The sequence below is a fragment of the Streptomyces sp. TLI_171 genome, from assembly GCF_003610255.1.
Taxonomy (GTDB): domain Bacteria; phylum Actinomycetota; class Actinomycetes; order Streptomycetales; family Streptomycetaceae; genus Kitasatospora.
In genome coordinates this window covers 3,256,610-3,278,989 of record NZ_RAPS01000001.1, presented here as the reverse complement: position 1 = coordinate 3,278,989, position 22,380 = coordinate 3,256,610, and the positions used below count along the sequence as shown (strand labels likewise).

Here is a 22,380-nt window from a genome sequence, read left to right as displayed (position 1 = left end):
GCCCGTGCCGCCACCCCGTCCCTAGGGTGGCGGCATGCGCGTTCACTATCCGCGGACGCCGCACCTCCCGTGGTCGCCGGGTGCGGCGGCGGACGACCTCCGCAGCGGAGACCTGTCGGGGCTGGCCGGAGCCGAGGTGGTGGTCACCGAGAAGCTCGACGGCGAGAACACCACGCTGTACGCGGACGGGCTGCACGCGCGGTCCCTGGACTCCGCGCACCATCCGTCCCGGGCCTGGGTGAAGGGTCTGCAGGGGCGGATCGGGGCGCACCTGCCGGCCGGCTGGCGGATCTGCGGGGAGAACCTGTTCGCCCGGCACTCCCTGGCGTACACCGACCTGGACAGCTGGTTCTACGGCTTCTCGGTCTGGACGGCCGAGGACCGCTGCCTCGACTGGGACGCCACCGTCCGCTTCCTGCGCCGCCTCGGCGTGCCGGCGCCGCGCGTGCTGTGGCGCGGCCGGTACGACGAACGGGCCCTCCGGGCGCTGAAGTTCGACCTGAACCGGCAGGAGGGCTACGTCGTCCGCACCGTCGACGGTTTCGACCGGGGCGAGTTCGGGCGGCGGGTCGCGAAGTGGGTGCGGCCGCAGCACGTGCAGACCGACACGCACTGGATGCACGCGGCCGTGGTGGAGAACGGCCTCGGGCCGAACTCCGCCCTGTGGCACGTCCGTTCGGGCGGGGCGCCGGATCCGGACGGGCTGGCGCAGGCCCTCGGCCTGCCCGTGCTCCCGGAGCTCGACCGGATCGCCGACCGGCTCGATGCGCTCGGCCGCACCGGCGACGCCCGGCTGTCCGGCGTCCTGGCCGCGGGCCTGCGGGCAGAGCGGCGGGAGGAGCTGATGCCCCGGCTGGCCCCGCAGCTGGGCCTGCGGTGGGCCCGCCGGACGGCCGACCTGGTGGGCCTGCACCCGCTGGTGGAGCGCCCGTACCCGGACGACGAACGGCGGGCCGGCCTGGTCCGGCTGAGCGCGGCCGCCGACCTGGGGGTGCTGCACGCCGTCGCGGCCACCGCGTTCCCCGGCTCCGAGCAGGTCGCCTGGTCCGCGCTGCACGCCGAGGACGCCGGGCTGCTCGCCGCCGACCCGCTCGCCGCGCTGCGCTCCGGGCTGCGCGAAGCGCTCGCCGGCCTCGGACCGGACATCCGGGACCGCTGCTGGGCGCAGGCCCGGGAGGCGTACGCGCTCGAGCGGATCGCCACCGCCGAGGAGGCCGTCGCGGCGACCTGGGCCCGGCGGGACGGCGCGTTCCCCCGGCTGGTGCACCTGTGCGGCCCGGCGGGCAGCGGCAAGTCGACCTTCGCGGCGACGCTGCCCGGGGCCAGGATCGCGCTGGACGACCTGCGGGCGGCCCGCGGCTCGCGCACCGAGCAGCGCGACAACCCCGAGGTGCTGCGGGAGGGCCTGACGGCCCTGGAGGCGGCGCTCGCCGGCGGCGGCGCCGCCGTCTGGGACGCCACCTCGCTCAACCGCCACCAGCGCTCCCACGTGCAGGCGATCGCCCAGCGCCGGGACGCCCTGCTCACCCAGGTCGTCATGGCGGTCGACCCGGTCGAGCTGGCCCGCCGCAACGCGACGCGTCGACACCCGGTGGCCGCCGAGGTGCTGACCGCGCAACTGCACCGCTGGAGCCCGCCCTACCCGGGGCAGGCCCACCGCACCTGGTACGTCGGCGCGGACGGCGCCGTCCGCGACACCGCCGGATCGTTGGACGAGGACGAGGACTGATGCGCCCCATCGAGCAGGTCTGCCAGCGGATCCGCTGGGACGAGCGCTTCGACCCGGCCCGGTTCGTGCTGGGCGTCCGCCAGCGCGACGACCGGACGAAGCTGGTCCCGCTGGAGTCCTTCACCGCCTCCGGCGAGGTGCCCTGGCACCGGGTCCGGCACGTCGAGGCGGACGGCCAGGTGGTGTGGGACCGCGCCACCGGCGTCGACCTGCTCGACACCACCACGGCCGGCCACCGGACCGCGCCGCGCGGACTGCCCGCCCCGTTCTTCACCCCCAGCACCCCGCACGCCTGGACCGACGCCCGCGGCTGGCGCCCCGCCGCCCCGCAACCCGCGCTCCCGGCCACCGAGTTGCGGGTCGTCACCTGGAACACCCTGTGGGACCGGTTCGACGCCGACCGGATCCACACCGCCCGCCGCCGCCCCCTGCTGCTCGCCGCGCTCGAAGCCGCCGACGCCGACCTGATCGCCCTCCAGGAAGTCGAACCCGCCCTGATCAAGCTCCTGCTGGCACAGGACTGGGTGCGCGGGCAGTACACCCTCGGCGCCGACCCGTTCGGCCGCGAGATCGACGGCCACGGACTGCTGCTGCTCAGCCGCCTCCCCGTGCTGGAGGCCGGCCGGCACCGGCTCGGCCCGCACAAGGCCGTCACCGCGATCACCCTGGACACCGTCGCCGGGCCGCTCACCGCCGCCGCCGTCCATCTCAGCAGCGACCACTCGACGGACGGCGCGGCCCGCCGCACCGCCGAACTCGCCGAACTCGCCGAAGGGTTCGCCGCCGTCGAGGGCGAACTCCTGGTCCTCGGCGACTTCAACGACAGCGGCTGGGAGCCGTCCACCGCGCTCGGCCTGCGCGACGCCTGGACCGAGCTGTACGGCCCCGAGGACCGCACCCCCACCTTCGACCCCGCCGCCAACCCGCTCGCCGCGGTCGGGTCGCTCACCGGCCGGGCCGGACGCCTCGACCGGATCCTGCTCCGCCCGGGTCGGACCCGCACCGCCACCGCCCACCTGCTCGGCGACCGCCCCGACGCAGATGGCCTGCACCCCTCCGACCACTACGGCCTCGCCGCCACCGTCGACCTCGGCGCCGAACCCGCGGTCGACCGGCTGGACGCCCCGCCCACCGTCCGCACCGCCGTCGCCTGGATCCCGCCCGCCGAGCTCTGGCCGCCCATCCAACGCGTCCGGGAACGGTACGACCCGCGACTCGACCGCTGGCCCCCGCACGTCAACCTGCTGTACGGCTTCGTCGCCGAGCACGAATTCGACCGCGCCCTCCCGCTGTTGGCCCGGGCCGCCGCCGAGGTCCAGCCCTTCACCGCCACCCTGGCCGGCGTGCACAGCTTCGTCCACCGGCTCACCGCCACCCTCTGGCTCGACCCCGCGGCCGACACCGCCGCCCCCTGGGCCGCGCTCCGGCACGCCCTCGAACGCCGCTTCCCGGGCTGCCGCGCCCACACCGACGGCTACCACCCGCACCTGACCCTCGGTCAGACCGGCGACCCGGCCGGCGCTGCCGTCGACCTCGAACCGATGACCGCCGAGGTCGGCGAACTCGTCGTCCTCTCCCGGCGCGGCGACGGCCCGATGCGCCCGCGTGCGAGTGTCGCCCTGGGCACCGGCGAGTGCCGCCACCACCCCGAGCCCGCGCCACCCACCCCGACCGAACCCGGCGTCGACATACCGGAGTTGATCGGCCGGATCGCCGCCGCCCTGCCCGGCGCGGACCTCCGCACGGTCGGCTCCCGACGGCTCGGATGCCACCTCGACGGGGCCGACCTCGACCTGGTCGCGGCGCTGCCCGCCGACCCCGACCTCCCCGCCCTCGTCGACGCCCTGACCGCCGCCCTGCCCGAGGCCCGCGACCTCCGCGAAGTCCGCGGCGCCCGCGTCCCCGGCCTGCGGATGGACCTCGCGGGTCTCTCCGTCGACCTGGTGCTCGCCCCGCCCGACGGCGAACTCGCGCTCAGCGCCGTCACCGACGCCGAGGCGATCCTCGCCGCCGTCGGCGACCGCCGCCCCGCCTTCGCCGCCCTCGCCCGCCGGGTCAGAGCCTGGACCGCGGTCCGCGGCCTCGCCTCCGCCCCCTTCGGCCAACTCCCCTCCCTCGCCTGGACGGTGCTCGCCGCCCGGACGGTCCGCGAACACCCCGCGGACGACCCCGCCGAGCTGTTCCGCCACTTCACCGAAACCTGGGCCGCCTGGGACTGGCGCCAACCCGTCACCCTCCTCGGCACCCCCGCCGAGCCCCACTCCGACCCCGTCACGGTGCTCACCCCCACCGCCCCGGTCCGCAGCTGCACCGGCCACGTCGCCGCCCACACCCGGGACCTGCTCACCGAGGAGCTCTACCGCGCCTGGGAGCTCGGCCCCACCCACCCCGAGCTGCTCACCCCGCCCCCGCTCCACCGCCGCCACGCCGCCTGGCTGCTCCTCACCACCACTCCCGACAACCTCGGCCCCACCAAGAGCCGCCTCCGCCCCCTGCTCGCCGCCCTCCCCGCCTCCCACGCCTGGCCCCACCCGCTCCCCGGCCCGACCCTCCCCATCGGCCTCGGCCCCACCCCGCCCACCCCGGAATCCCTGACCCCGCTCCTGCGCACCCTCCCCGGCGTCACCGCCCGGTACGTCCACGGCGGGGAGCTGGACCTCTAGGTCCTACGGCCGCCGGGCCCCCGCGGTCTCGTGCAGGGCCAGCCGGGCGTAGGCGCGGACGTCCGCGTCGCTGTCGGCGAGCCGTCCGCGGAGCGTGTCCACGGCGGGGAGCTGGACCTCTAGGTCCTACGGCCGCCGGGCCCCCGCGGTCTCGTGCAGGGCCAGCCGGGCGTAGGCGCGGACGTCCGCGTCGCTGTCGGCGAGCCGTCCGCGGAGCGTGTCCGCGACGCCCGCGGACCCGAGGCCGCCGGCCAGGGCCCGGACGGCGGCCTTCCGCACGTCGCCGTTGCCGTCCTCCGCGAGGGCGATCAGCGGGTCCCACCGCCCGGCGGCTCCCAGCACCGCGGCCGCGGCCTTCCGCACCTGCCAGTCCGGATCCTGACGCGACGCCAGGTCGGCCAGCGGCGCGGGCCCGCCGAGGCCCGCCGCGCCGGTGAACGCGCCGGCCCGGACCAGCGGATCGGCATCGGCGGCGAGCGCCGTCAGCACGTCCGCCGCCGACGTGTCACCGATGGTGCCGAGCCCTTCCGCGACGGCGACCCGCACCTCGCGCGCCGGGTCCGCGGCGCCAGCCGCGAGCGCCCCGGCCGCGTCCAGGGACACCAGGCCCCGGACGGCCTGCAGCCGCACCGTGAGGTGCCCGTCCGCCAGCCCGGCCGCGAACAGGTCGACCGTGCCGACCCGCAGGACGCGGGCGAGCTCCAGCGCACCGGCCCGGACCACCGGGTCCGCCGAGTCGGCGACGGCGGCGAGGCCCGGCCCGAGCGAGGCGTCCAGCACCTCCACCAGCTCTCTCAGCCCGGCGACGGCCGCCGCACGGACCCGCCCGTCCGGGTCGCTCAGCGCGCCGACCAGCGCGGGGCCGGTGCCGTCCGGGGTGTGCTCGGTGAGCCCGGCGACGGCGGCCAGCCGGACTTCGGGCTCACGGTCCGTCAGGAATTCGACCAGCGCGGCGCCCTCGGCCCGCAGGACCTCCAGCACCCGCCCCTGCGCCTTGGCCGTGCGCGCCGCACGGCCCGCCCCGGCGGCCGAGGCGACCGCGCCGGTGCGGCCGACCACCATGGCCTCGACGGGGCCGAGCAGTTCGACCTCGCCTCCGGGGGGTTCCAGGCCGTCCACCGGCACCAGGTAGGGGGCGACCGGGCGGGTCAGGAACTCCATCGCGCCGTCGGCGCGCTTGCGCAGGTTGAGGTGCCGGAACCAGGCGCGGTCGTCCCGCGCGGGCAGGTCGAGCCGCTGGTGGTAGAGGCCCCACCGGGACTCCTCCCGGGCCAGTGAGGCGCGGGCGGCCATCTCGGCGCAGTCCCGGATGAAGTCGACCTCCACGGCGCGCATCAACTCGTGCGGGGTCCGGGCGCCGATGCCGGCGATCTCGCCGCGCATCCGCTCGAAGTGGTCGAGTGCGACGGACAGCCGGGCGCCGGTCTTCGGCGGGGCGATGTAGTCGTTGACGAAGCGGCGGAGCTTGTACTCGACCTGCTGCTGCGGTGGCCCGTCCGGGTGGTCGAGGGCGCGGTAGATCAGCCGGTGCGCCGCGGTGATCTGCTCCTCGGGCAACTCGAGTGGGGCAGCCGGGAGTTGGCCGGCCGCGTGGGTGCCGGCCAGCTCGCCGAAGACGAAGGCGCCGATCATGTAGTTGTGCGGGACGCAGGCCAGGTCCCCGGCCGCGTACAGGCCGGGCACCGTGGTCGCGGCGTTCTCGTCGACCCACACGCCGCTGGCGCTGTGGCCGCCGCACAGGCCGATCTCGGAGATGTGCATCTCGACGTCGTGGGTGCGGTAGTCGTGGCCGCGCCCGGCGTGGAAGGTGCCGCGGCTCGGGCGTTCGGTGGTGTGCAGGATGGATTCCAGGGCCTGCACGGTCTCCTCGGGCAGGTGGGTGGTGCGCAGGTACACGGGACCCCGGTCGGAGGCGAGTTCGACGGCGAACTCGGCCATCATCTGCCCGGACCAGTAGTCGGAGTCGACGAAGCGCTCGCCGTGCCGGTTGACCTGGTACCCGCCGAACGGGTTGGCCACGTACGCGCAGGCGGGGCCGTTGTAGTCCTTGATCAGCGGGTTGATCTGGAAGCACTCGATCCCGGACAGCTCGGCGCCCGCGTGGTACGCCATCGCGTAGCCGTCGCCCGCGTTGGTGGGGTTCTCGTAGGTGCCGTACAGGTAGCCGCTGGCCGGCAGGCCGAGCCGCCCGCAGGGGCCGGTGGCGAGCACCACCGCCCCGGCGGAGACCACGACGAACTCCCCGCTGCGGGTGTCGAACCCGGCCGCGCCGACGGCCCGGCCCCCGGCCGTGAGCACCCGGACCGGCATCACCCGGTTCTCGATGGTGACGCGCTCGCGCATCCGGCGCTCCCGCAGGACGCGGTACAGCACCTTCTTGACGTCCTTGCCCTCCGGCATCGGCAGCACGTACGAGCCGGAGCGGTGCACCTGCCGCACCGCGTACTCGCCGTGCTCGTCCTTCTCGAACTTGACGCCGTAGCCCTCCAGCCGCCGGACCATGTCGAAGCCGCGGCGGGCGGTCTGCCGGACGGTGGCCTGGTTGACGATCCCGTCGTTGGCACGGGTGATCTCGGCGACGTACGCGTCCGGGTCGGCCCGGCCGGGGACGACCGCGTTGTTGACGCCGTCCATGCCCATGGCGAGCGCCCCGGAGTGCCGGACGTGGGCCTTCTCCAGCAGCAGGACCCGGGCCCCGGCCTCGGCGGCGGCGATCGCGGCCATCGAGCCGGCGGTCCCGCCGCCGACCACCAGGACGTCGCACTCCAGCCGGCGCGCCTCGCTGATCTCGGGTGTGCGCATCTGCCGTGCCTTTCAAGCGAAATGGGTGAGGATCGAGGCGCGCAGCCGGTCGCGGTCCGCCTCCGGGTCGCGCGGTCGCGGCACCTCGTGGACGGCGGCCAGGGTGCCGCCCGCCAGGACGGCGACCCGGTCGCCGAGCAGCAGCGCCTCGTCCACGTCGTGGGTGACGAAGACGATCGTGCAGCGCTCCTTCTCCCAGACCGAGAGCAGGAGTTGCTGCATCCCGGCGCGGGTCTGCGGGTCGAGCGCGCCGAACGGCTCGTCCATCAGCACCGCCCTGGGGGCGCCGACCAGCGCCCGGGCCAGCTGGACGCGTTGGCGCTGCCCGCCGGACAACTCCCGTGGCAGCCGGTCGCCGTGCGCGCCCAGACCGACCCGCTCCAGCCAGTCGGCCACCGGCGCGCGGCGCTCGCCGCGCGTCAACCCGGCGATGGCGAGCGGCAGTTCGACGTTGCGCCGGACGGTCCGCCAGGGCAGCAGCCCGTCCTCCTGGAACACCAGCGCCCGCTCGGCGCCCGGACCGCCCAGCGGACGCCCGTCGGCCAGCAGTTCGCCGCCGACCGGCGCCAGCAGCCCGGCCAGCGCCCGCAGCAGGGTGGACTTGCCGCAGCCGGACGGGCCGAGCACCGTCAGCACCTCACCCGGCGCCACGTCCAACTCGACGTCCTGGAGTACGGGTTGGCCGGGGTGGCCGAGCCCCAGGCCGCGCGCGGTCAGTCGCAGACTCATGCTCCCACCTCGCTCATGTCCGTACCTCCGAAAGGGCCGGCGGGAGCCAGCGGGTGAGCCGTCGACCGAGCAGCTCGACCGCGCCGGAGGTGGTCCAGCCGAGCAGACCGATGGTGGCCATGCCGACGAACACCCCGGGGTAGTCGAGCACGGTGTACGCGGACCAGGTGCGGTAGCCGACGCCGTACTGGCCGGAGACCATCTCGGCGGAGATCACGCAGATCCAGGACACTCCGAGACCCACCGACAGCCCGCCGACCACGCCGGGCAGCGCGCCGGGCAGCACCACGCCGAACAGCACCCGCCGGGTGCCGCCGCCCATGGTGCGCACCGCCTCCTCCCAGCGCGGCGGCACGGCGCGCACCGCGTGCCGGGTGGCCACCGTGATCGGGAAGAACGCGGCGGCGCAGGTGATGAACACGATGCCCTGCTCGTTCTCCGGGAACAGCATGATCGCCACCGGGACCAGCGCGATCGCCGGGATCGGCCGGATCAGCTCCAGGACCGGGCCGATCAGGTCGGCGGCGGTCCGCGAACGGGCCGTCAGCACCCCTGCGGTGACGCCGAGCAGGGCGGCCAGCGCGAAGCCGGTGGAGATCCGCCGCAGGCTGTCGGCCAGGTCCTGCCAGTACACGGCGGTGCCCAGCTGCACCTTCAGCGCCTCGGCGACCTGCAGCACCGTCGGCAGGTGGTCGAACCGCACCCAGGCCTGCACCTTCAGCGCGGTGAGCAGCTGCCACAGCCCGAGGAAGCCGAGCAGGGCCGCGGCCCGGAGCAGCCGCCGGCGGCCGGTCACGCGGCGTCCAGCGCTTGCTGGTAGGTGAGTTGACGCGCGGACGGGTGCGCGGCCAGGTAGGCCTTGGCGCCGTCCTCGGTGGTGAAGGGCTTCAGCGCCGCGCCGTCCTGCACCCACCAGTCCTGGTCGGCGAACCACCGGGTGCCGGTGGCCGCGTCGGGCACGTACGCGGTCCGCAGCGTGCCGCCGCCCGCCTTGACGGCCTTCAGCAGGCAGTTCGGGTCGGCCGCCGGGCGGGTCGACTGCTCGCCCTGGTACCAGAGCTCGCCGGCCAGCGCCGGGTCCGTCACCGGCCGCCCGCAGACCGCGTCGGTGCCGGTGATCCGGGCGGGCTGGGCGTCCGTCACCCCGGAGTCCTTGAGGTACGACGGGTCGACGAAGCGCTCCACGTCCAGCGCCTTCAGCACGCCGACCGAGGTGAGGAACGGGACGTCCTCGCGCAGCGCGGTCAGCAGCCGCGGGTCCAGGGCGGTGGCGAAGGTGGCGATGCCGTTCGGGCCGTTGTACAGGTAGACCACCTCGGGCGGCAGGCCGGTGGCCTCGGCGACGGTCTGCGCGGCGGCCAGCGGGTGCTCGTTCAGGTCGCGGGTGGCGGTGTCCTGGGCGCGCAGGAAGGCCTGCACGACCTTCGGGTGGGCGCTGCCGAACTTCTGCCGCACCACCACGCCGTGCAGCGTGGGCCGGCCGAGCGCCGCGCCGTCGTACAGCAGCCGGCCGTCACCGGCGAACACCACCGCGGCCGGCCAGGCCACGAACTGGGCCAGCGCGTCCACGCTGCCCGCCTTCAGGGCCGACGCCCCGACGGCCGGCTGCTGGTTCTGCTTCTGCACCTCCGACTCGGCGACGCCCGCCTTGGCGAGGGCCTGCACCAGGGTGCCGTCGGAGGCCGAGCCGACCGAGCTGGAGACCTTCTTCCCCTTCAGGTCGGCCAGCGTGTGCGCCGAGGAACTGCGAGGCACCACCACCGAGTTGAGCGCGCCGAGCAGGTTGTAGCCGGTGACCGACACCAGCCGGGTGCCCGGCCCGCCGGCCGCCTGCGCGCGGGAGCCGTTGATCAGCAGCGGGTAGTCGCCCATCGAACCGATGTCGATCTTGTCGGCGAGCATCTGCGCGGTGATCGGCGCGCCCGCGTCGTAGTCCTGCCAGACCACCTTGTAGTGGCGCCCGTCCTGCCGCCCCAGCTCGGCGAGCTGCTGCTCGAAGTAGCCGCGGGCCCGCAGCAGGGTGCCCGCCGTGACGGTGTTGATGGTCTTCGACTGGTAGCCGACCACCACCTCGACGGTGCCGGAGTCACCGGCGGAGGAGCAGCCCGCGGCCCCCGCGGCCAGCGCCACGGCCACTGACAGCACGACCGACTTCGTTCTCCAGTAAGGCATTTCGACGCATCCTCAGCGAATCAGGTAGGGCATGTTGACGGTGACCGCCCCGGTGGGGCAGCGGGCGGCGCAGGGGCCGCAGTACCAGCACTCGTCCACGTGCATGTACGCGGTGCCGCTCTGCTCGTCGATGGCCAGCGAGTCCAGCGGACACATCTCGACGCAGAGCGTGCAGCCGGCGATGCACAGCGAGGCATCGATGGTCACGGGCACGTCGGTGCGGTGCTCGGCGAGCGCCATCGGTCCAACTCCAGGGTGAGGAAGGTCGGTTCGTTCCAGGTCAGAGCAGGTCGCGGAGCAGCCGGCCGCGCATGGCCAGCCGGTCGCCGCGGAAGCGCACGTACTCCAGGTCGACGGGCCGTCCGTCGGCCAGTGTGGTCAGCCGCTCCAGCATCAACAGGGCGGCCCCGCGCGGGACTTCGAGCACGGTGGCGGAGTGCGCGTCGGCGTTGACGGCCTCCAGGGTGATGTCGGCGGCGCCCAGCGGCTGGCCCGCCGCCTCCTCGATCAGCCGGAACACGTCCCGGTGGGCGAGGTCGGCGGGCTTCAGCAGCGCGCCGATGTCGGGGGCCAGGTAGGTCAGGTCCAGCGACAGCGGCAGCCCGTTCAGCCGGCGCAGCCGCTCCACGTACACCACGTCCGCGCCGTCCGGTAGCCCGAACCGGCGGGCCACCGCCCCCGGCGCCCGGACCGGCCCGAACGAGCGGACCTCGTTCAGTACCTCGCCGTGCTCGTGCAGGGTCTCCGCGAGGCCCTCCAGCCGGTTCAGCCCGTGCGGCACCTTCTCCGCCGCCGCCAGCGTCCCCGAGCCCGGCACCCGGCGCACCAGGCCCTCCCCGCGCAGCAGGTCAAGGGCCTGTCGCACGGTGTTCCTGGACGCGCCGAACTCCTTCGCCAGCACGTCCTCGTGCGGCAGCGGCCCGGTCCCGAACGCCTCGCTCAGCACCTGCTGGCGCAGCACGTCGGCGACCTGCCGGGCCCGGTCGGCCCGCGGCCTCCTGGCGCCCGCGCTGCTCTGCTTGCGAACGGGGTTCTCGCTGGTCATCGGGTCTGCTCCGGCCCTCGGCTGCGCTGTCCGCGGCAACCCTAGGGGCGGTCGGGCCCGGTTTTCGTTGCCGCACCATTACGCCACCTGACGGCCCGTCGGGAACCCCGCGGACCTGCGCCGACACCGGCTCCGATCAATGAACCGCCACCCGCCGGGGCGATGCGCCATGCTGGAAGGCGGACCCTCACGAGCGGAACGGGGAGCACGATGATCGGCACACTGCAGTGCGTGGTGCTGGACTGCCACTACCCGGCGGGCCTGGCGCAGTTCTACGCGGCCCTGCTCGGCGGCGAGGTCGACCGGCCCGACCCGCGCTGGTCGCTCGACGAGGAGTGGTCCACCGTCCACCTGCCCGACGGCCGGGTGCTCGCCTTCCAGCGGGTCGAGGACTTCCGCCCGCCGATCTGGCCGGACCCGGCCCATCCGCAGCAGTTCCACCTGGACATCGACGTCGAGGACTTCGAGACCGCCGCCGCCCAGGTGATCGAACTCGGCGCCGAGCTCAGGACCCGCTACGAGCGGTGGGGCGTGTTCACCGACCCGGCCGGGCACCCGTTCTGCCTGGTCCCGCGCCGGCCGGACTGACGGCTCGGGCCAGCTGCAGCGCGTCCCCGACCCGCAGCGCGCCCGGACGGGACACCGTCGCCAGCGCGGCCAGCTCGGTGTCCCGTTCGTGCGCCAGGGTCTTCAGGATCTCCGGCGCGTGCGGCAGTCCGGGCTGCGCCGCCCCGACCATCGCGCACCGCACGCTGGGCCGGACGAAGGCCAGGCGCGCCCCGCCCTTCACCTTCGCCTCCCGGCCGTACCAGGAGTCCTCGACGAACGGCGGGGTCCCCGGCGGCGTCCGCAGCAGGACGTTCGGCCGGAACCTCCGCTCGTCCACCACCGCCGACGGCACCGCCTGCGCCACCCAGTCCAGGGTCGCCGTGGTCAGCACGCTCACCGGCAGCTCGTCGAAGTGCGACACCGCGTCCTCGCGGGCCAGCTCCACGTCCTCCTGCTCCAGGTAGGCGCGCAGGAACGCGTTCGGGTCCGGCACCGGCATGCCCAGCGGGTCGAACAGCTCCGGCCCGTCGATCCGGGTCCCGAGCCGGGCGCTCAGCCGCAGCAGGCCGTCGATCCGCCGGAAGCGGCGGGTGTTCTTGCCCGAGCCCAGCTTCCCGGCCCCGTCCCGCACCGCGTACAGGCGGTCGCCGACCAGGCCGCGCTCCTCCACCTCGACGGAGTGGAGCAACTCGCCGCCCGCGGACTTCACGGGATAGCGCCACAAGCGCTCGACCACACCGACGATCTCAGGCATGGCGCGAGCCTAGCGGGGCGTTCCCGGGATGGTCTAGACCAAGTCGCGGGCGGGTGGCCACCGTTGAGCCACCCTCAGCCGATCCGTGCCACCGCCCGCACCGGCGCCCCGTCCGCCGCCGTCAACCGCAACGGGAACAGCGACACCTCCACCGGCGCCCCCGCCGCCTGCGCCTCCAGCAGCAGCGTCAGGTCCGTCAGGTTCTCCGCGATCACCCCGCCGCCCTCGGGCCCCAGCAGCACCCGGTGCGCCGCCAGCGTCGCCTGCTCCGGCTCCGGATCGTGCTCGTCCGCCAACTCCGCCAGCAGGCTCGCCACTTCCGGATTCGACGGCCCCGGGTCAGGCGTCGGGTCCACCGACAGGGCGTCCACCCCGACGGTGCGCACCCCCGCCGCGACGATCGCCTCCGCCGCCTCCTCCGTCAGGTACGGGTGCGCGAAGTACCGGTCCGTGCCCCAGTACTTGGGCCACCCCGTGGCCAGCAGCAGGACCGTCCCCGGCCCCGACACCGCCAGCGCACCGGCCAGGTGATCAGCCGTCACCTCGCCGCGGGCCGGCACCTCCCGCAGGTCCACCACCACCGCGGGACCGGTGAACAGCTCCAAGGGCAACCCGTCCAGCGTCGGCCAGCGCACGTCCAGGTGGTACGGCGCGTCCACGTGCGTCCCGGTCTGCGACCCCAGGTGCACCGCCAGCACGTTCACCCCCTCCACCTCGGCCGTCAACGCCGCTCGCAACTCCACCCCCGGGTCCCCCGGATACACCGGCATCCCGGACACCACCGGATGCGTCAGATCCACCAACACGGCTGCCATGCCACCCATTGTGCAGCGGACCCGCGCGCTCGCCGGCCCCCGGAGCCGTCGGACAATGGGTGGCATGAGCCCCACCCGCAAGCCCTGGGTCGTCGGCGTGTCCGGCGCCAGCGGCACCCCCTACGCCGCTTCGGTGATCCGCGCGCTGCTCACGGCCGGCGAGGCCGTCGACCTGATCGTGAGCCGGGCCGCACGGCTGACCATCCTGGACGAGACCGGGATCTCCTTCCGGGACGCGCACTGGCAGGCCGACCTCGCCCGGTGGCTGGACGTGCCGGAGGAGGAGCTGAGCGGCGTCCGGCACTGGTCCGCGGGGGACTTCGCGGCCGGCCCGTCCTCCGGCTCCTACCCCGCCAAGGGCATGCTGGTGGTCCCGGCCACCACCGGCGCCGCGGCCGGCATCGCGCTCGGACTGTCCAAGGACCTCCTCCAGCGCACCGCCTCGGTCACCCTGAAGGAGCGCCGCCCGCTGGTGCTCTGCCTGCGCGAGACCCCGCTCAGCGGCACCACGCTGCGCCACCTGGTGGCGCTCGACGAGCAGGGCGCGGTCGTGCTCCCGGCCTCGCCGGGGTTCTACGCGGGCGGCTCCACCGCCCGGGAACTGGTCGATTTCGTGGCGGGCCGGGTCCTCGACGCGGTCGGCGTGCCGCACGACTTGTACCGCCGCTGGTCGGGCAGCCTCGGCGAGGCGGCCGGCACGCCGGGGCGACACCGCGAAAGCGGGCCGCGCCGGGGCGAGTGAGCGGGCCGGTTACGGGAGAGTATGTTCTCTGGGATACCCGGGTTGACCGGCGCGGAGCGCCTTGGATTCCGGAAAATGATCTGTGGTTCTGGAGAGGTTCGGAAGGACGCGGCAGGCAATGGACTCTGTGGACAGACAGCTCATCCAGGCACTCCGGGAGAACGGCCGCGCCTCGTACGCCGAGCTGGGCCGCCTGGTGGGCCTGTCCGGGCCGAGCGTGACGGACCGGATCAACCGCCTGGAGCAGGCGGGCGTGATCACCGGCTACCGGGCGACGGTCAATCCGGCGACGCTCGGCTACGGGGTGACGGCCCTGATCGGGCTGCAGCTCACCGACGCGGCCGACCACGACGACGTCTCGCACCGGTTGAAGGACCTCCCGGAGGTGGAGGACTGCTGGTTCATCGCGGGTGACGACTCGTACATGCTGAAGGTGCGGGTGCCCGACGTGGAGGGCCTGGAGTCGGTGGTCAAGCGACTGTCCGGCACCAAGGGGGTGGCGCGCACCCGGACCACGGTGGTGCTCTCCACCAAGTGGGAGAATCGGGTCAGCGAACTCCCGCTGCACCTCGGCGAGTAGCCTCCGAAAACCGACACCCCGTCAGAAGCCGAGGACGCCCCGCATGACCCTGGTCGACCTGGAAGACCTGCACGCCGCCCGGCGCCGGATCGCCGGCACGGCGGTCCGCACTCCGCTGCTGCCCTGCCCGTGGGCGGCGGACGGCGGCCGCCGGCTGTGGCTGAAGCCGGAGAGCCTGCAGCCGACCGGGGCGTTCAAGATCCGCGGGGCGTTCAACCGGCTGGCCGCGCTCACCGCGGAGGAGCGGGCCAGGGGAGTGGTGGCGCAGTCCAGCGGCAACCACGCCCAGGCGGTGGCGTACGCGGCGCAGCGGCTCGGCATCAAGGCGGTGATCGTGATGCCCGACACCTCGCCCGCCGTCAAGATCGAGAACACCCGCTCGTTCGGCGCCGAGGTGGTGATCGTGACGGCGGAGGAGCGCGACACCCTCCCGGCCCGGCTGGCCGCCGAGCACGGCTACGTGTGGGTTCCGCCGTACGACGACCCCTACGTCATCGCGGGGCAGGGCACGGTCGGGCTGGAGATCGCCGAGGACGCCCCGGACGAACTGGACACCGTGCTGGTGCCGGTCTCCGGCGGCGGCCTGATCTCGGGGACGGCCGCCGCGATCAAGCTGGCCTGCCCGGGCGTCCGGGTGGTCGGCGTGGAACCGGAACTGGCGGCCGACGCCCAGCAGAGCCTGCGCAAGGGCGTGCGCACCGCCTGGCCGGTCGCCGACACCTACCGCACCATCGCCGACGGCCTGCGCACCCCGTCCGTGGGCGTGCTCCCGTTCGAGCACCTGACCGCGTACGTGGACGACATCGTGACGGTCTCCGAGCAGGAGATCCGGGACACCGTCGCCCTGCTGGCCCGCCGCGGCCGGCTGGTCGCCGAGCCGTCCGGCGCGGTCGCCCCGGCGGCGTACTTCCACCGCGCCGGGGAGCTGGGCGGACGGGTGTTCGCGGCCGTCGTCAGCGGCGGCAACCTCGACCCCGCCCTGCTGGCCGAGCTGCTGGCGGCCTAGGCGTAGTCTCGGGTTCGGCAACGAATCGAAGTCGCAAGGAGGCGGAGCGCCGCATGGACGCAGGGCTCAAGCGCGAGCTGGAGGCGAAGGTCTACGCCGGTGAGCGGCTGACCCGCGAGGACGGGATCGCGCTCTACGAGAGCGACGACCTGGCCTGGCTGGGCGGCCTCGCGCACCACGTGCGGACGCAGAAGAACGGCGACGTCGTCCACTTCAACGTCAACCGCCACCTCAACATGACCAACGTGTGCAGCGCCTCCTGCGCGTACTGCTCGTTCCAGCGCAAGCCGGGCGAGAAGGACGCGTACACCATGCGCATCGAGGAGGCCGTCCGGCTGGCCAAGGCGATGGAGTCGGAGTCCCTGACCGAGCTGCACATCGTCAACGGCCTGCACCCGACGCTGCCCTGGCGCTACTACCCGCGCTCGCTGAAGGAGCTGAAGGCGGCGCTGCCGAACGTCTCGCTGAAGGCGTTCACCGCCACCGAGATCCACTGGTTCGAGCGGATCAGCGGTCTGAGCGCCAGTGAGATCCTGGACGAGCTGATCGACGCCGGCCTGGAGTCGCTGACCGGCGGCGGCGCGGAGATCTTCGACTGGGAGGTCCGCCAGCACATCGTCGACCACGACACCCACTGGGAGGACTGGTCGCGGATCCACCGCCTGGCGCACTCCAAGGGTCTGAAGACCCCGGCCACCATGCTGTACGGCCACATCGAGGAGCCCCGCCACCGGGTCGACCACGTGCTGCGGCTGCGCGAGCTGCAGGACGAGACCGGCGGCTTCCAGGTCTTCATCCCGCTGCGCTACCAGCACGACTTCCACGACTCCAAGGACGGCAAGGTCCGCAACCGCCTGATGGAGCGCACCGAGATGGCCACCGGCGCCGAGGCGCTGAAGACCTTCGCGGTGTCCCGCCTGCTGTTCGACAACGTCCCGCACGTCAAGGTGTTCTGGGTGATGCACGGCGTCACCACCGCCCAGCTGGCGCTCAGCCACGGCGCGGACGACATGGACGGCTCGGTGGTCGAGTACAAGATCACCCACGACGCGGACAACTTCGGCACCCCGAACAAGCTGGGCCGCGACGACCTGCTCCAGCTGATCCGGGACGCCGGCTTCCGCCCGGTCGAGCGCAACACCCGCTACGAGGTCATCCGCGAGTACGAAGGCCCCGACCTGCAGCGCCGGGAGACTCCGCAGGCCATGCGCCTCTGACGCCCCGCCAGTGGGTTCCACCGCGCCCGGTCGGCCGATTTTCGGCCACCGGGCGCGGTGCGTTTCCCCGGGGGCGCGCGGGGAAACGGCGCACCACCGGGACGTCCGCGGGATAGTGAAGAAACGTTTCCGGCCGCGTATGCTCACAGGCTCATCACACGGCCCGGGTTCCGTCGCGTCCCCGAGGTCTGGGAGGATCGTCCGCATGTCCGGTTCCCATCGCGCCGCCTCGCACCGCCGCTCGGCCCCCGCGCCGACCGCCCGGGACGAGGCCGAGCAGACCCAGGGCCGAGCCGCGGCACGAAGCCGCCGTCGCAAGCCGAAGCCGCGCCGCACCCGCAAGCTCACGGTCGGCACCGCGACCCTGCTGGCCCTGGCGGCCGGCTGGTTCACCATCGGACCGGGCCGCACCTTCCAGCCCGCCACCGCGACCGCCGCCCCGGACCGCGAGGCCGAGGTGGTCCCGATGCAGGCCGCCGAGGGCCACACCGAGGCCCCCGCCGCGGACCGCTCCACCCGGGACCGGATCACCGCCATCCCCGGCCTCGGCGCCGACTGGATGGCCAGGATCCCCGCCGAGACCCGCCAGCTGCTGGTCGCCAGCGGCAAGGGAGCCGACTCCTCGGACAACACCGTCACGCTCTGGACCCGCGGTGACGACGGCAGCTGGCAGGCCGGTGCGGCCTGGCCCGCGCACAACGCCTACAAGGGCTGGACCTCCGACCACCGGTCCGGCGACCTGCGCAGCCCGATCGGCCTGTTCTCGCTCACCGACGCCGGCGGCCGCAAGGCCGACCCCGGCTCCAAGCTCCCGTACGACCAGGACAAGAACTTCGTGATGTCCGGCCGGGGCTTCAACAACGAGCCGCTGGCCGGGTCCTTCGACTACGTGGTGGCGATCAACTACAACCGGGTCGAGGGCACCTCCCCGCTCGACACCACCTACCCGCAGGGCGCGGCCAAGGGCGGCGGCATCTGGCTGCACCTCGACCACGGCGGCCCCACCCACGGCTGCATCTCGCTGACCGAGGACCACATGGTCGAGCTGATCAAGACCCTCGACCCGGCCCTGCACCCGATGATCGCGATGGGCGACGCGCAGTCCCTGGCCGCCTGAGCACCGGCCGGTTGTGAGGGCCCTACAGCATCCGGCACCCGATCCTGTGCCAGGGCGTTACCGCCCGACTCACCGGTAACCCGGTTGAGTGGCTGTATGACCGCCTCCCGCATCGTGGCGCTGGGCCACCACCAGCCGCCGAAGATCCTCACCAACGACGATCTCTCGGCGATGGTCGACACCGACGACGAGTGGATCCGCTCCCGGGTCGGCATCCGCACCCGGCACATCGCGGAGGACGAGACCCTGGTCGACCTCGCGGTCGCCGCCGCGCAGAAGGCGCTGGCCGCCGCGGGCGTGACGCCCGACCAGATCGACCTGGTCGCCGTCGCCACCTGCACCGCCGTCGAGCGCAGCCCCAACACCGCCGCCGCGGTCGCCGCCCGGCTCGGCATCCCCGCCCCGGCCGCGTACGAGCTGAACACCGCCTGCTCGGGCTTCTCCTACGCGCTCGCCACCGCCGACCACGCGATCCGGGCCGGCGCCGCCACCCGCGCCGTGGTGGTCGGCGTGGAGCGGATGTCCGACATCATCGACTGGACCGACCGCACCACCTGCGTGATCTTCGGGGACGGCGCGGGCGCCGCCGTGCTGGAGGCCGTCCCCGACGAGCAGGCCGGCATCGGCCCGGTGGTGTGGGGCTCCGAGCCGGAGAAGGGCGAGGCGGTCGCGATCAGCGGCTGGCAGCCGATCATCAGCCAGCAGGGCCAGACCGTCTTCCGCTGGGCCACCACCAAGGTCGCCCCGCTGGCCCGCAAGGCCTGCGAGAAGGCCGGCGTCGACCCGTCCGAGCTGCGCGGCTTCGTCGCCCACCAGGCCAACCTGCGGATCATCGACGCCATCGCCGGCAAGCTCGGCCTGGCCGAGGACGCGGTGGTCGCCCGGGACGTGGTCGACTCCGGCAACACCTCCGCCGCCTCCATCCCGCTCGCCCTGTCCAAGCTGGTCGAGCGCGGCGAGCTGCACAGCGGCGACCCGGTGCTGCTGTTCGGCTTCGGCGGCGGCCTGGCCTACGCCGGGCAGGTCGTGCGCTGCCCCTGACACCGCGCGGGCGACACGAAGGGGCGGTCGGGAGAGATCTCTCCCGACCGCCCCTTCGTCCGTAGAAGGACGGCGCTCCGCGGTACGTCGGCGAACCTCCCCCGAGGCACGGCCGCATCCGACACACCCGGACAGGAACCGGGGCCGAGCGCCAGTGGACCGATCTGTGTGTTACTTCGGCGGCTTCTTTCCGGTGACTCCGAGGTACACCTGGAGCGCCAGGTTGGGCTTGAGGTCCTTGACCTTCACGCCCCACGAGGTGAACGCCTTGCCGTGCTCGGCCGCGGCGGCCAGCAACGAGACCAGGGAGCCGGCGATCGCCGACGGATCGACCGACTTGTCGGTCTTGCCCTGATTGTTGCGAACCGCTTCGGCGAGCGGGGCCGCCACCGAGTTGAGGACCTTCATACGGATCTTGAAGAACCGCTTGTCCCCTTCCGCGGCGCCGAGCGTGACCACTCGGAGAATGGCGTCATTCTTGCGCCAGAAGGCGAGGAATCCGTCCACCAGTTCTTCGGAAGTGGTGAAGCCGGTCTTTCCCGCCCAGGACTTTCCATCGACGAGCTCTTTGAGCCCGCCGCTGTCCTCGGCCATTTCCTCGGCGATCTCAAGGACAGCGCCCTCGACATCGGGGAAGTACTGGTAGAAGGTCGCGGGGGAGGTACCCGCCATACGGGCGACGTCGATGACCTTGACGTCCCGGTAGGGCGACGTGCTGAGCATCTCGCGGAGGCAGTCGAGCAGCTTCTGCCGCGTCTCCTGTCCGCGCCGCCCGGCGACGCGACCGTCGACGGTGCGAACTTGTCCTGTCATGCCGTCAGCTTACAGCGGCAAGATCTTGGCGCTAATCGGTAGTGCGACTATTAGTCCGGGCGAGGGGGGAAACCGTGGCATTTACCCGGGTGTTGTTGCCCCCCCGTGTGCTGATGACCCCACAGCGTGACGACAAGTCAGCTCCGACCGGTCCGGCCGCCGCCGCGGGCCGACCCGGAGGCCGCTGCTCCGGTACCCGGGCGCGTGTCACGGGCGGGGGAGATTGGCTCCCGGGCGGCGGGCATTGGAGAATCGGGGGCGCGCCGCCGCCGGGGGGCGTTGGCGAAGGGGAGGTGGCTGCGGAGTGGACCAGCTGACGGCGCACGATCCGAGGCGGATCGGGCCCTTCGAAGTGCTGGCCCGGCTCGGCGCGGGCGGCATGGGTCTGGTGTACCTGGCCCGGTCCGCCTCCGGGCGCAGGGTGGCCATCAAGACCGTCCGCAGCGAGCTGGCCGAGGACAACCTGTTCCGGGTCCGCTTCGCCCGCGAGATCGCGGCGGCCAAGACGGTCGGCGGCTTCTACACCGCCGCCGTGGTGGACGCCGACGCGGACGCCGCGGTGCCGTGGCTGGCCACCGCGTACGTGCCCGCGCCCTCGCTGGAGGACCTGGTCACCGAGTGCGGGCCGCTGCCGCCGGAGGCGGTGCGCTGGCTGACCGCAGGCATCGCCGAGGCACTGCAGTCCATCCACGCCGCGGGCCTGGTGCACCGCGACCTCAAGCCGTCCAACGTGCTGGTGGTCGAGGACGGGCCGCGGGTGATCGACTTCGGCATCGCCGCCGGGGTCTCCAGCACCCGCCTCACCATGACCAACGTCGCGGTCGGCACCCCCGCCTACATGTCGCCGGAGCAGGCCCGGGACAGCCGCAGCGTCACCGGCGCCTCCGACGTCTTCTCGCTCGGCTCGCTGGTGGTGTTCTGCGCCACCGGCCACCCGCCGTACCGCGGCTCCAACCCGGTCGAGACGGTGTTCCAGCTGCTGCGCGACCAGCCCGACCTTTCCGGCCTGCCGGTCGAACTGGTCGACCTGGTGCGGGCCTGCATGCGGCCCTCGCCCGAGCACCGGCCCACCCCCGCCCAGATCCAGGCCGAACTCGCCCCGCACCTGTTCTCCCACGCCGACGCCTCCGGCGAGGCCGGCGACTGGCTGCCCACCTCCGCGCTCGACCTGATCGAGGCCAAGCGCAGCAGCCGACGCCCCGTCAGCACGCAGCAGTCCCAGCCCCAGCCGCAGCAGCCCGCGGTGCCGCCGCAGCCGGCCGCGCCGCCCGCCTCGCAGGCCGCGCCGGTCGGGGCGCCGTCCGAGGCCGAGGTCGTCACCGAGAAGATGCGGCCGCACCGGCGGCCCGCCCCGGGCGGACCGGCCGGCAGCGACGGCGAGATCCGGCTGCCCGGCACCCAGGTGCCGATAGGGCCCGGGCCGCGGGTCGAGCCCGCCGCGCCCGCCTCCCCGCCCGGCACCGACTGGGTGCGCCGCACCTCCGGGCCGTCCGCGGCCCCGCCGCAGCCCGCCGTCCGCTGGCGGCCCTGGCGGTTCCGGATGTCCAACGACGTCTGGGGCACCCCCGTGGTCGCCGACGGCACGCTGTTCGTCTCCAGCTTCGAGGTGCACGCCCTCGACATCGGCTCCGGCGAGCGCCGCTGGAAGACCCGCGACGTGGCCTGGGCGCTCGCCGTCGACTCCGGCCGGGTGCACGCCGCCGACGGCCCGCACCTCTACACCGTGGACGCGGCGGACGGCACCGAGCGCTGGCGCAGCTCCCTGGACGGCTGGGTCTACTCGCTGGACGCCGCCGACGGCGTGCTCTGCTGCGGCATCCGCGGCGGCGGGGTGCAGCTGCGCTCGGCCGCCAGCGGCGCCGAGCTGTGGCGCGCCGAGGACGGCCAGCAGGACTACGAGAACCCGCAGTCCGGCCCGGCGTTGATCGCCGGCGCCGCCTACTACCAGGGCGGCGGCCGCCTGCACTGCGTCGACCCGCGCGGCGGCGGGGTGCGCTGGACCCACCCGGTGGCCGGCGAGGTGCCGTCCCGCCCGGTCGAGCGCGGCGGCGTGCTGTACGTGACGTCCGGTCAGCGGGTGCACGCCCTGGACGCCGCCACCGGCGCCGAGCGCTGGCGCTTCGACGCGCCCGTGGTGCTGTTCACCCCGCCCGCCGTGGACGGCCGCGCGGTGTACGTCGCCGACTACCTCGGCACCCTCTACGCGCTGGACGCCGCCACCGGCCGCGGGCTGTGGCGGGCCGCCACCGCCGCCCGGCAGGGCGCCGAACCGGCCGTGGTGGCCGACGGGGCCGTGCTGCTGGGCTCCGGCGACACCCTGTTCGCCTTCGACGCCGCCAGCGGCCGGGAGCGCTGGCGCTACGCCACCCGCGCCGACCTGGTCGGCTCCCCGGCCGTCGCCGAGGGACTGGTCCACCTGGGCAGCCGCGACCACTCGCTGCACACCCTGGAACTCGCCACCGGCCGCCTCCGCTGGGAACTCGGCACCAAGGGCGAACTGACCGGCTCCCCGGTGGCGGTCGGCGGCCGGGTGTTCGTCGGCTCCAAGGACCGCTGCGTGTACGCGCTGGACTCCTTCTACGGCACGGCGGTGCCGCAGCAGTAGG

The 22,380-nt window shown here is 74.1% G+C and carries 19 protein-coding genes; 10 read left to right on the top strand and 9 right to left on the bottom strand.

The features are described 5' to 3' along the window. The first annotated feature begins 34 nt into the window (after nucleotides 1-34). Together BX266_RS14905 and BX266_RS14900 are read left to right on the top strand one after the other, a co-directional pair. Nucleotides 35-1,729, top strand: coding sequence for an RNA ligase family protein (locus BX266_RS14905; RefSeq protein ID WP_099900108.1), 1,695 nt, complete (start codon nucleotides 35-37; stop codon nucleotides 1,727-1,729). Continuing rightward, a complete protein-coding gene (locus tag BX266_RS14900; protein ID WP_099900106.1) occupies nucleotides 1,729-4,392 on the top strand; it encodes a poly(A) polymerase in 2,664 nt (887 codons plus the stop codon). The genes BX266_RS14905 and BX266_RS14900 overlap by 1 nt, the downstream gene beginning before the upstream one ends. Before the next feature lie 126 nt (nucleotides 4,393-4,518). Here the strand turns inward: BX266_RS14900 and BX266_RS14895 are convergent, their stop codons facing one another. From BX266_RS14895 to BX266_RS14870, 6 genes are read right to left on the bottom strand one after another with little or no spacing between them, the layout of a single operon-like run. Beyond that, nucleotides 4,519-7,194, bottom strand: coding sequence for a fumarate reductase/succinate dehydrogenase flavoprotein subunit (locus tag BX266_RS14895; RefSeq protein ID WP_099900104.1), 2,676 nt, complete (start codon nucleotides 7,192-7,194; stop codon nucleotides 4,519-4,521). Between the two features lie 12 nt (nucleotides 7,195-7,206). Next, nucleotides 7,207-7,923, bottom strand: coding sequence for an ABC transporter ATP-binding protein (locus BX266_RS14890; protein ID WP_099900102.1), 717 nt, complete (start codon nucleotides 7,921-7,923; stop codon nucleotides 7,207-7,209). Nucleotides 7,924-7,936: 13 nt separating this feature from the next. Then, a complete protein-coding gene (locus BX266_RS14885; RefSeq protein ID WP_099900100.1) occupies nucleotides 7,937-8,719 on the bottom strand; it encodes an ABC transporter permease in 783 nt (260 codons plus the stop codon). Next, nucleotides 8,716-10,068, bottom strand: coding sequence for an ABC transporter substrate-binding protein (locus BX266_RS14880; RefSeq protein ID WP_259464704.1), 1,353 nt, complete (start codon nucleotides 10,066-10,068; stop codon nucleotides 8,716-8,718). Before BX266_RS14880 ends, BX266_RS14885 begins: the two co-directional genes overlap by 4 nt. Nucleotides 10,069-10,107: 39 nt before the next feature. Beyond that, on the bottom strand, nucleotides 10,108-10,335 hold the full coding sequence (locus tag BX266_RS14875) for a ferredoxin family protein (protein ID WP_099900096.1): 228 nt from the start codon (nucleotides 10,333-10,335) through the stop codon (nucleotides 10,108-10,110). Nucleotides 10,336-10,375: 40 nt separating this feature from the next. Next, nucleotides 10,376-11,140, bottom strand: coding sequence for a GntR family transcriptional regulator (locus tag BX266_RS14870; protein ID WP_099900094.1), 765 nt, complete (start codon nucleotides 11,138-11,140; stop codon nucleotides 10,376-10,378). Between the two features lie 210 nt (nucleotides 11,141-11,350). Here BX266_RS14870 and BX266_RS14865 point away from each other — a divergent pair, with 210 nt between their 5' ends. Next, nucleotides 11,351-11,728: a VOC family protein gene (locus BX266_RS14865; RefSeq protein ID WP_099900092.1), complete on the top strand. Its 378-nt coding sequence runs from the start codon at nucleotides 11,351-11,353 to the stop codon at nucleotides 11,726-11,728. Here the strand turns inward: BX266_RS14865 and BX266_RS14860 are convergent. Further along, nucleotides 11,676-12,443, bottom strand: coding sequence for an MOSC domain-containing protein (locus BX266_RS14860; protein WP_099900090.1), 768 nt, complete (start codon nucleotides 12,441-12,443; stop codon nucleotides 11,676-11,678). The two genes, BX266_RS14865 and BX266_RS14860, sit on opposite strands and share 53 nt — an antisense overlap. Before the next feature lie 74 nt (nucleotides 12,444-12,517). Continuing rightward, nucleotides 12,518-13,258 (bottom strand): cyclase family protein, encoded by a 741-nt coding sequence (locus BX266_RS14855; protein WP_099907879.1) that lies wholly within the window; start codon nucleotides 13,256-13,258, stop codon nucleotides 12,518-12,520. Between the two features lie 64 nt (nucleotides 13,259-13,322). Here BX266_RS14855 and BX266_RS14850 point away from each other — a divergent pair, with 64 nt between their 5' ends. From BX266_RS14850 to BX266_RS14825, 6 genes are all read left to right on the top strand, one after another. Then, on the top strand, nucleotides 13,323-14,000 hold the full coding sequence (locus tag BX266_RS14850) for a UbiX family flavin prenyltransferase (RefSeq protein WP_099900088.1): 678 nt from the start codon (nucleotides 13,323-13,325) through the stop codon (nucleotides 13,998-14,000). A gap of 118 nt (nucleotides 14,001-14,118) precedes the next feature. Next, a complete protein-coding gene (locus BX266_RS14845; RefSeq protein WP_099900086.1) occupies nucleotides 14,119-14,580 on the top strand; it encodes an Lrp/AsnC family transcriptional regulator in 462 nt (153 codons plus the stop codon). Between the two features lie 43 nt (nucleotides 14,581-14,623). After that, entirely contained in the window at nucleotides 14,624-15,586 is a 963-nt protein-coding gene (locus BX266_RS14840; protein ID WP_099900084.1) for a threonine/serine dehydratase, read from the top strand. 53 nt (nucleotides 15,587-15,639) lie between these two features. Next, nucleotides 15,640-16,803 (top strand): aminofutalosine synthase MqnE, encoded by a 1,164-nt coding sequence (mqnE, locus tag BX266_RS14835; protein WP_099900082.1) that lies wholly within the window; start codon nucleotides 15,640-15,642, stop codon nucleotides 16,801-16,803. Nucleotides 16,804-17,008: 205 nt separating this feature from the next. After that, nucleotides 17,009-17,920 carry a L,D-transpeptidase family protein gene (locus BX266_RS14830; RefSeq protein ID WP_099900080.1) on the top strand — a complete coding sequence of 304 codons (912 nt, stop codon included), beginning with the start codon at nucleotides 17,009-17,011 and terminating at the stop codon, nucleotides 17,918-17,920. Between the two features lie 96 nt (nucleotides 17,921-18,016). Then, a complete protein-coding gene (locus BX266_RS14825; protein ID WP_099900078.1) occupies nucleotides 18,017-18,961 on the top strand; it encodes a beta-ketoacyl-ACP synthase III in 945 nt (314 codons plus the stop codon). Between the two features lie 171 nt (nucleotides 18,962-19,132). Here the strand turns inward: BX266_RS14825 and BX266_RS14820 are convergent, their stop codons facing one another. Continuing rightward, nucleotides 19,133-19,774, bottom strand: coding sequence for a TetR family transcriptional regulator (locus BX266_RS14820; RefSeq protein ID WP_099900076.1), 642 nt, complete (start codon nucleotides 19,772-19,774; stop codon nucleotides 19,133-19,135). Between the two features lie 304 nt (nucleotides 19,775-20,078). Between BX266_RS14820 and BX266_RS14815 the strand changes: the two genes are divergently transcribed. Then, entirely contained in the window at nucleotides 20,079-22,379 is a 2,301-nt protein-coding gene (locus tag BX266_RS14815; RefSeq protein ID WP_099900074.1) for a serine/threonine-protein kinase, read from the top strand. Nucleotide 22,380: the final 1 nt, after the last annotated feature.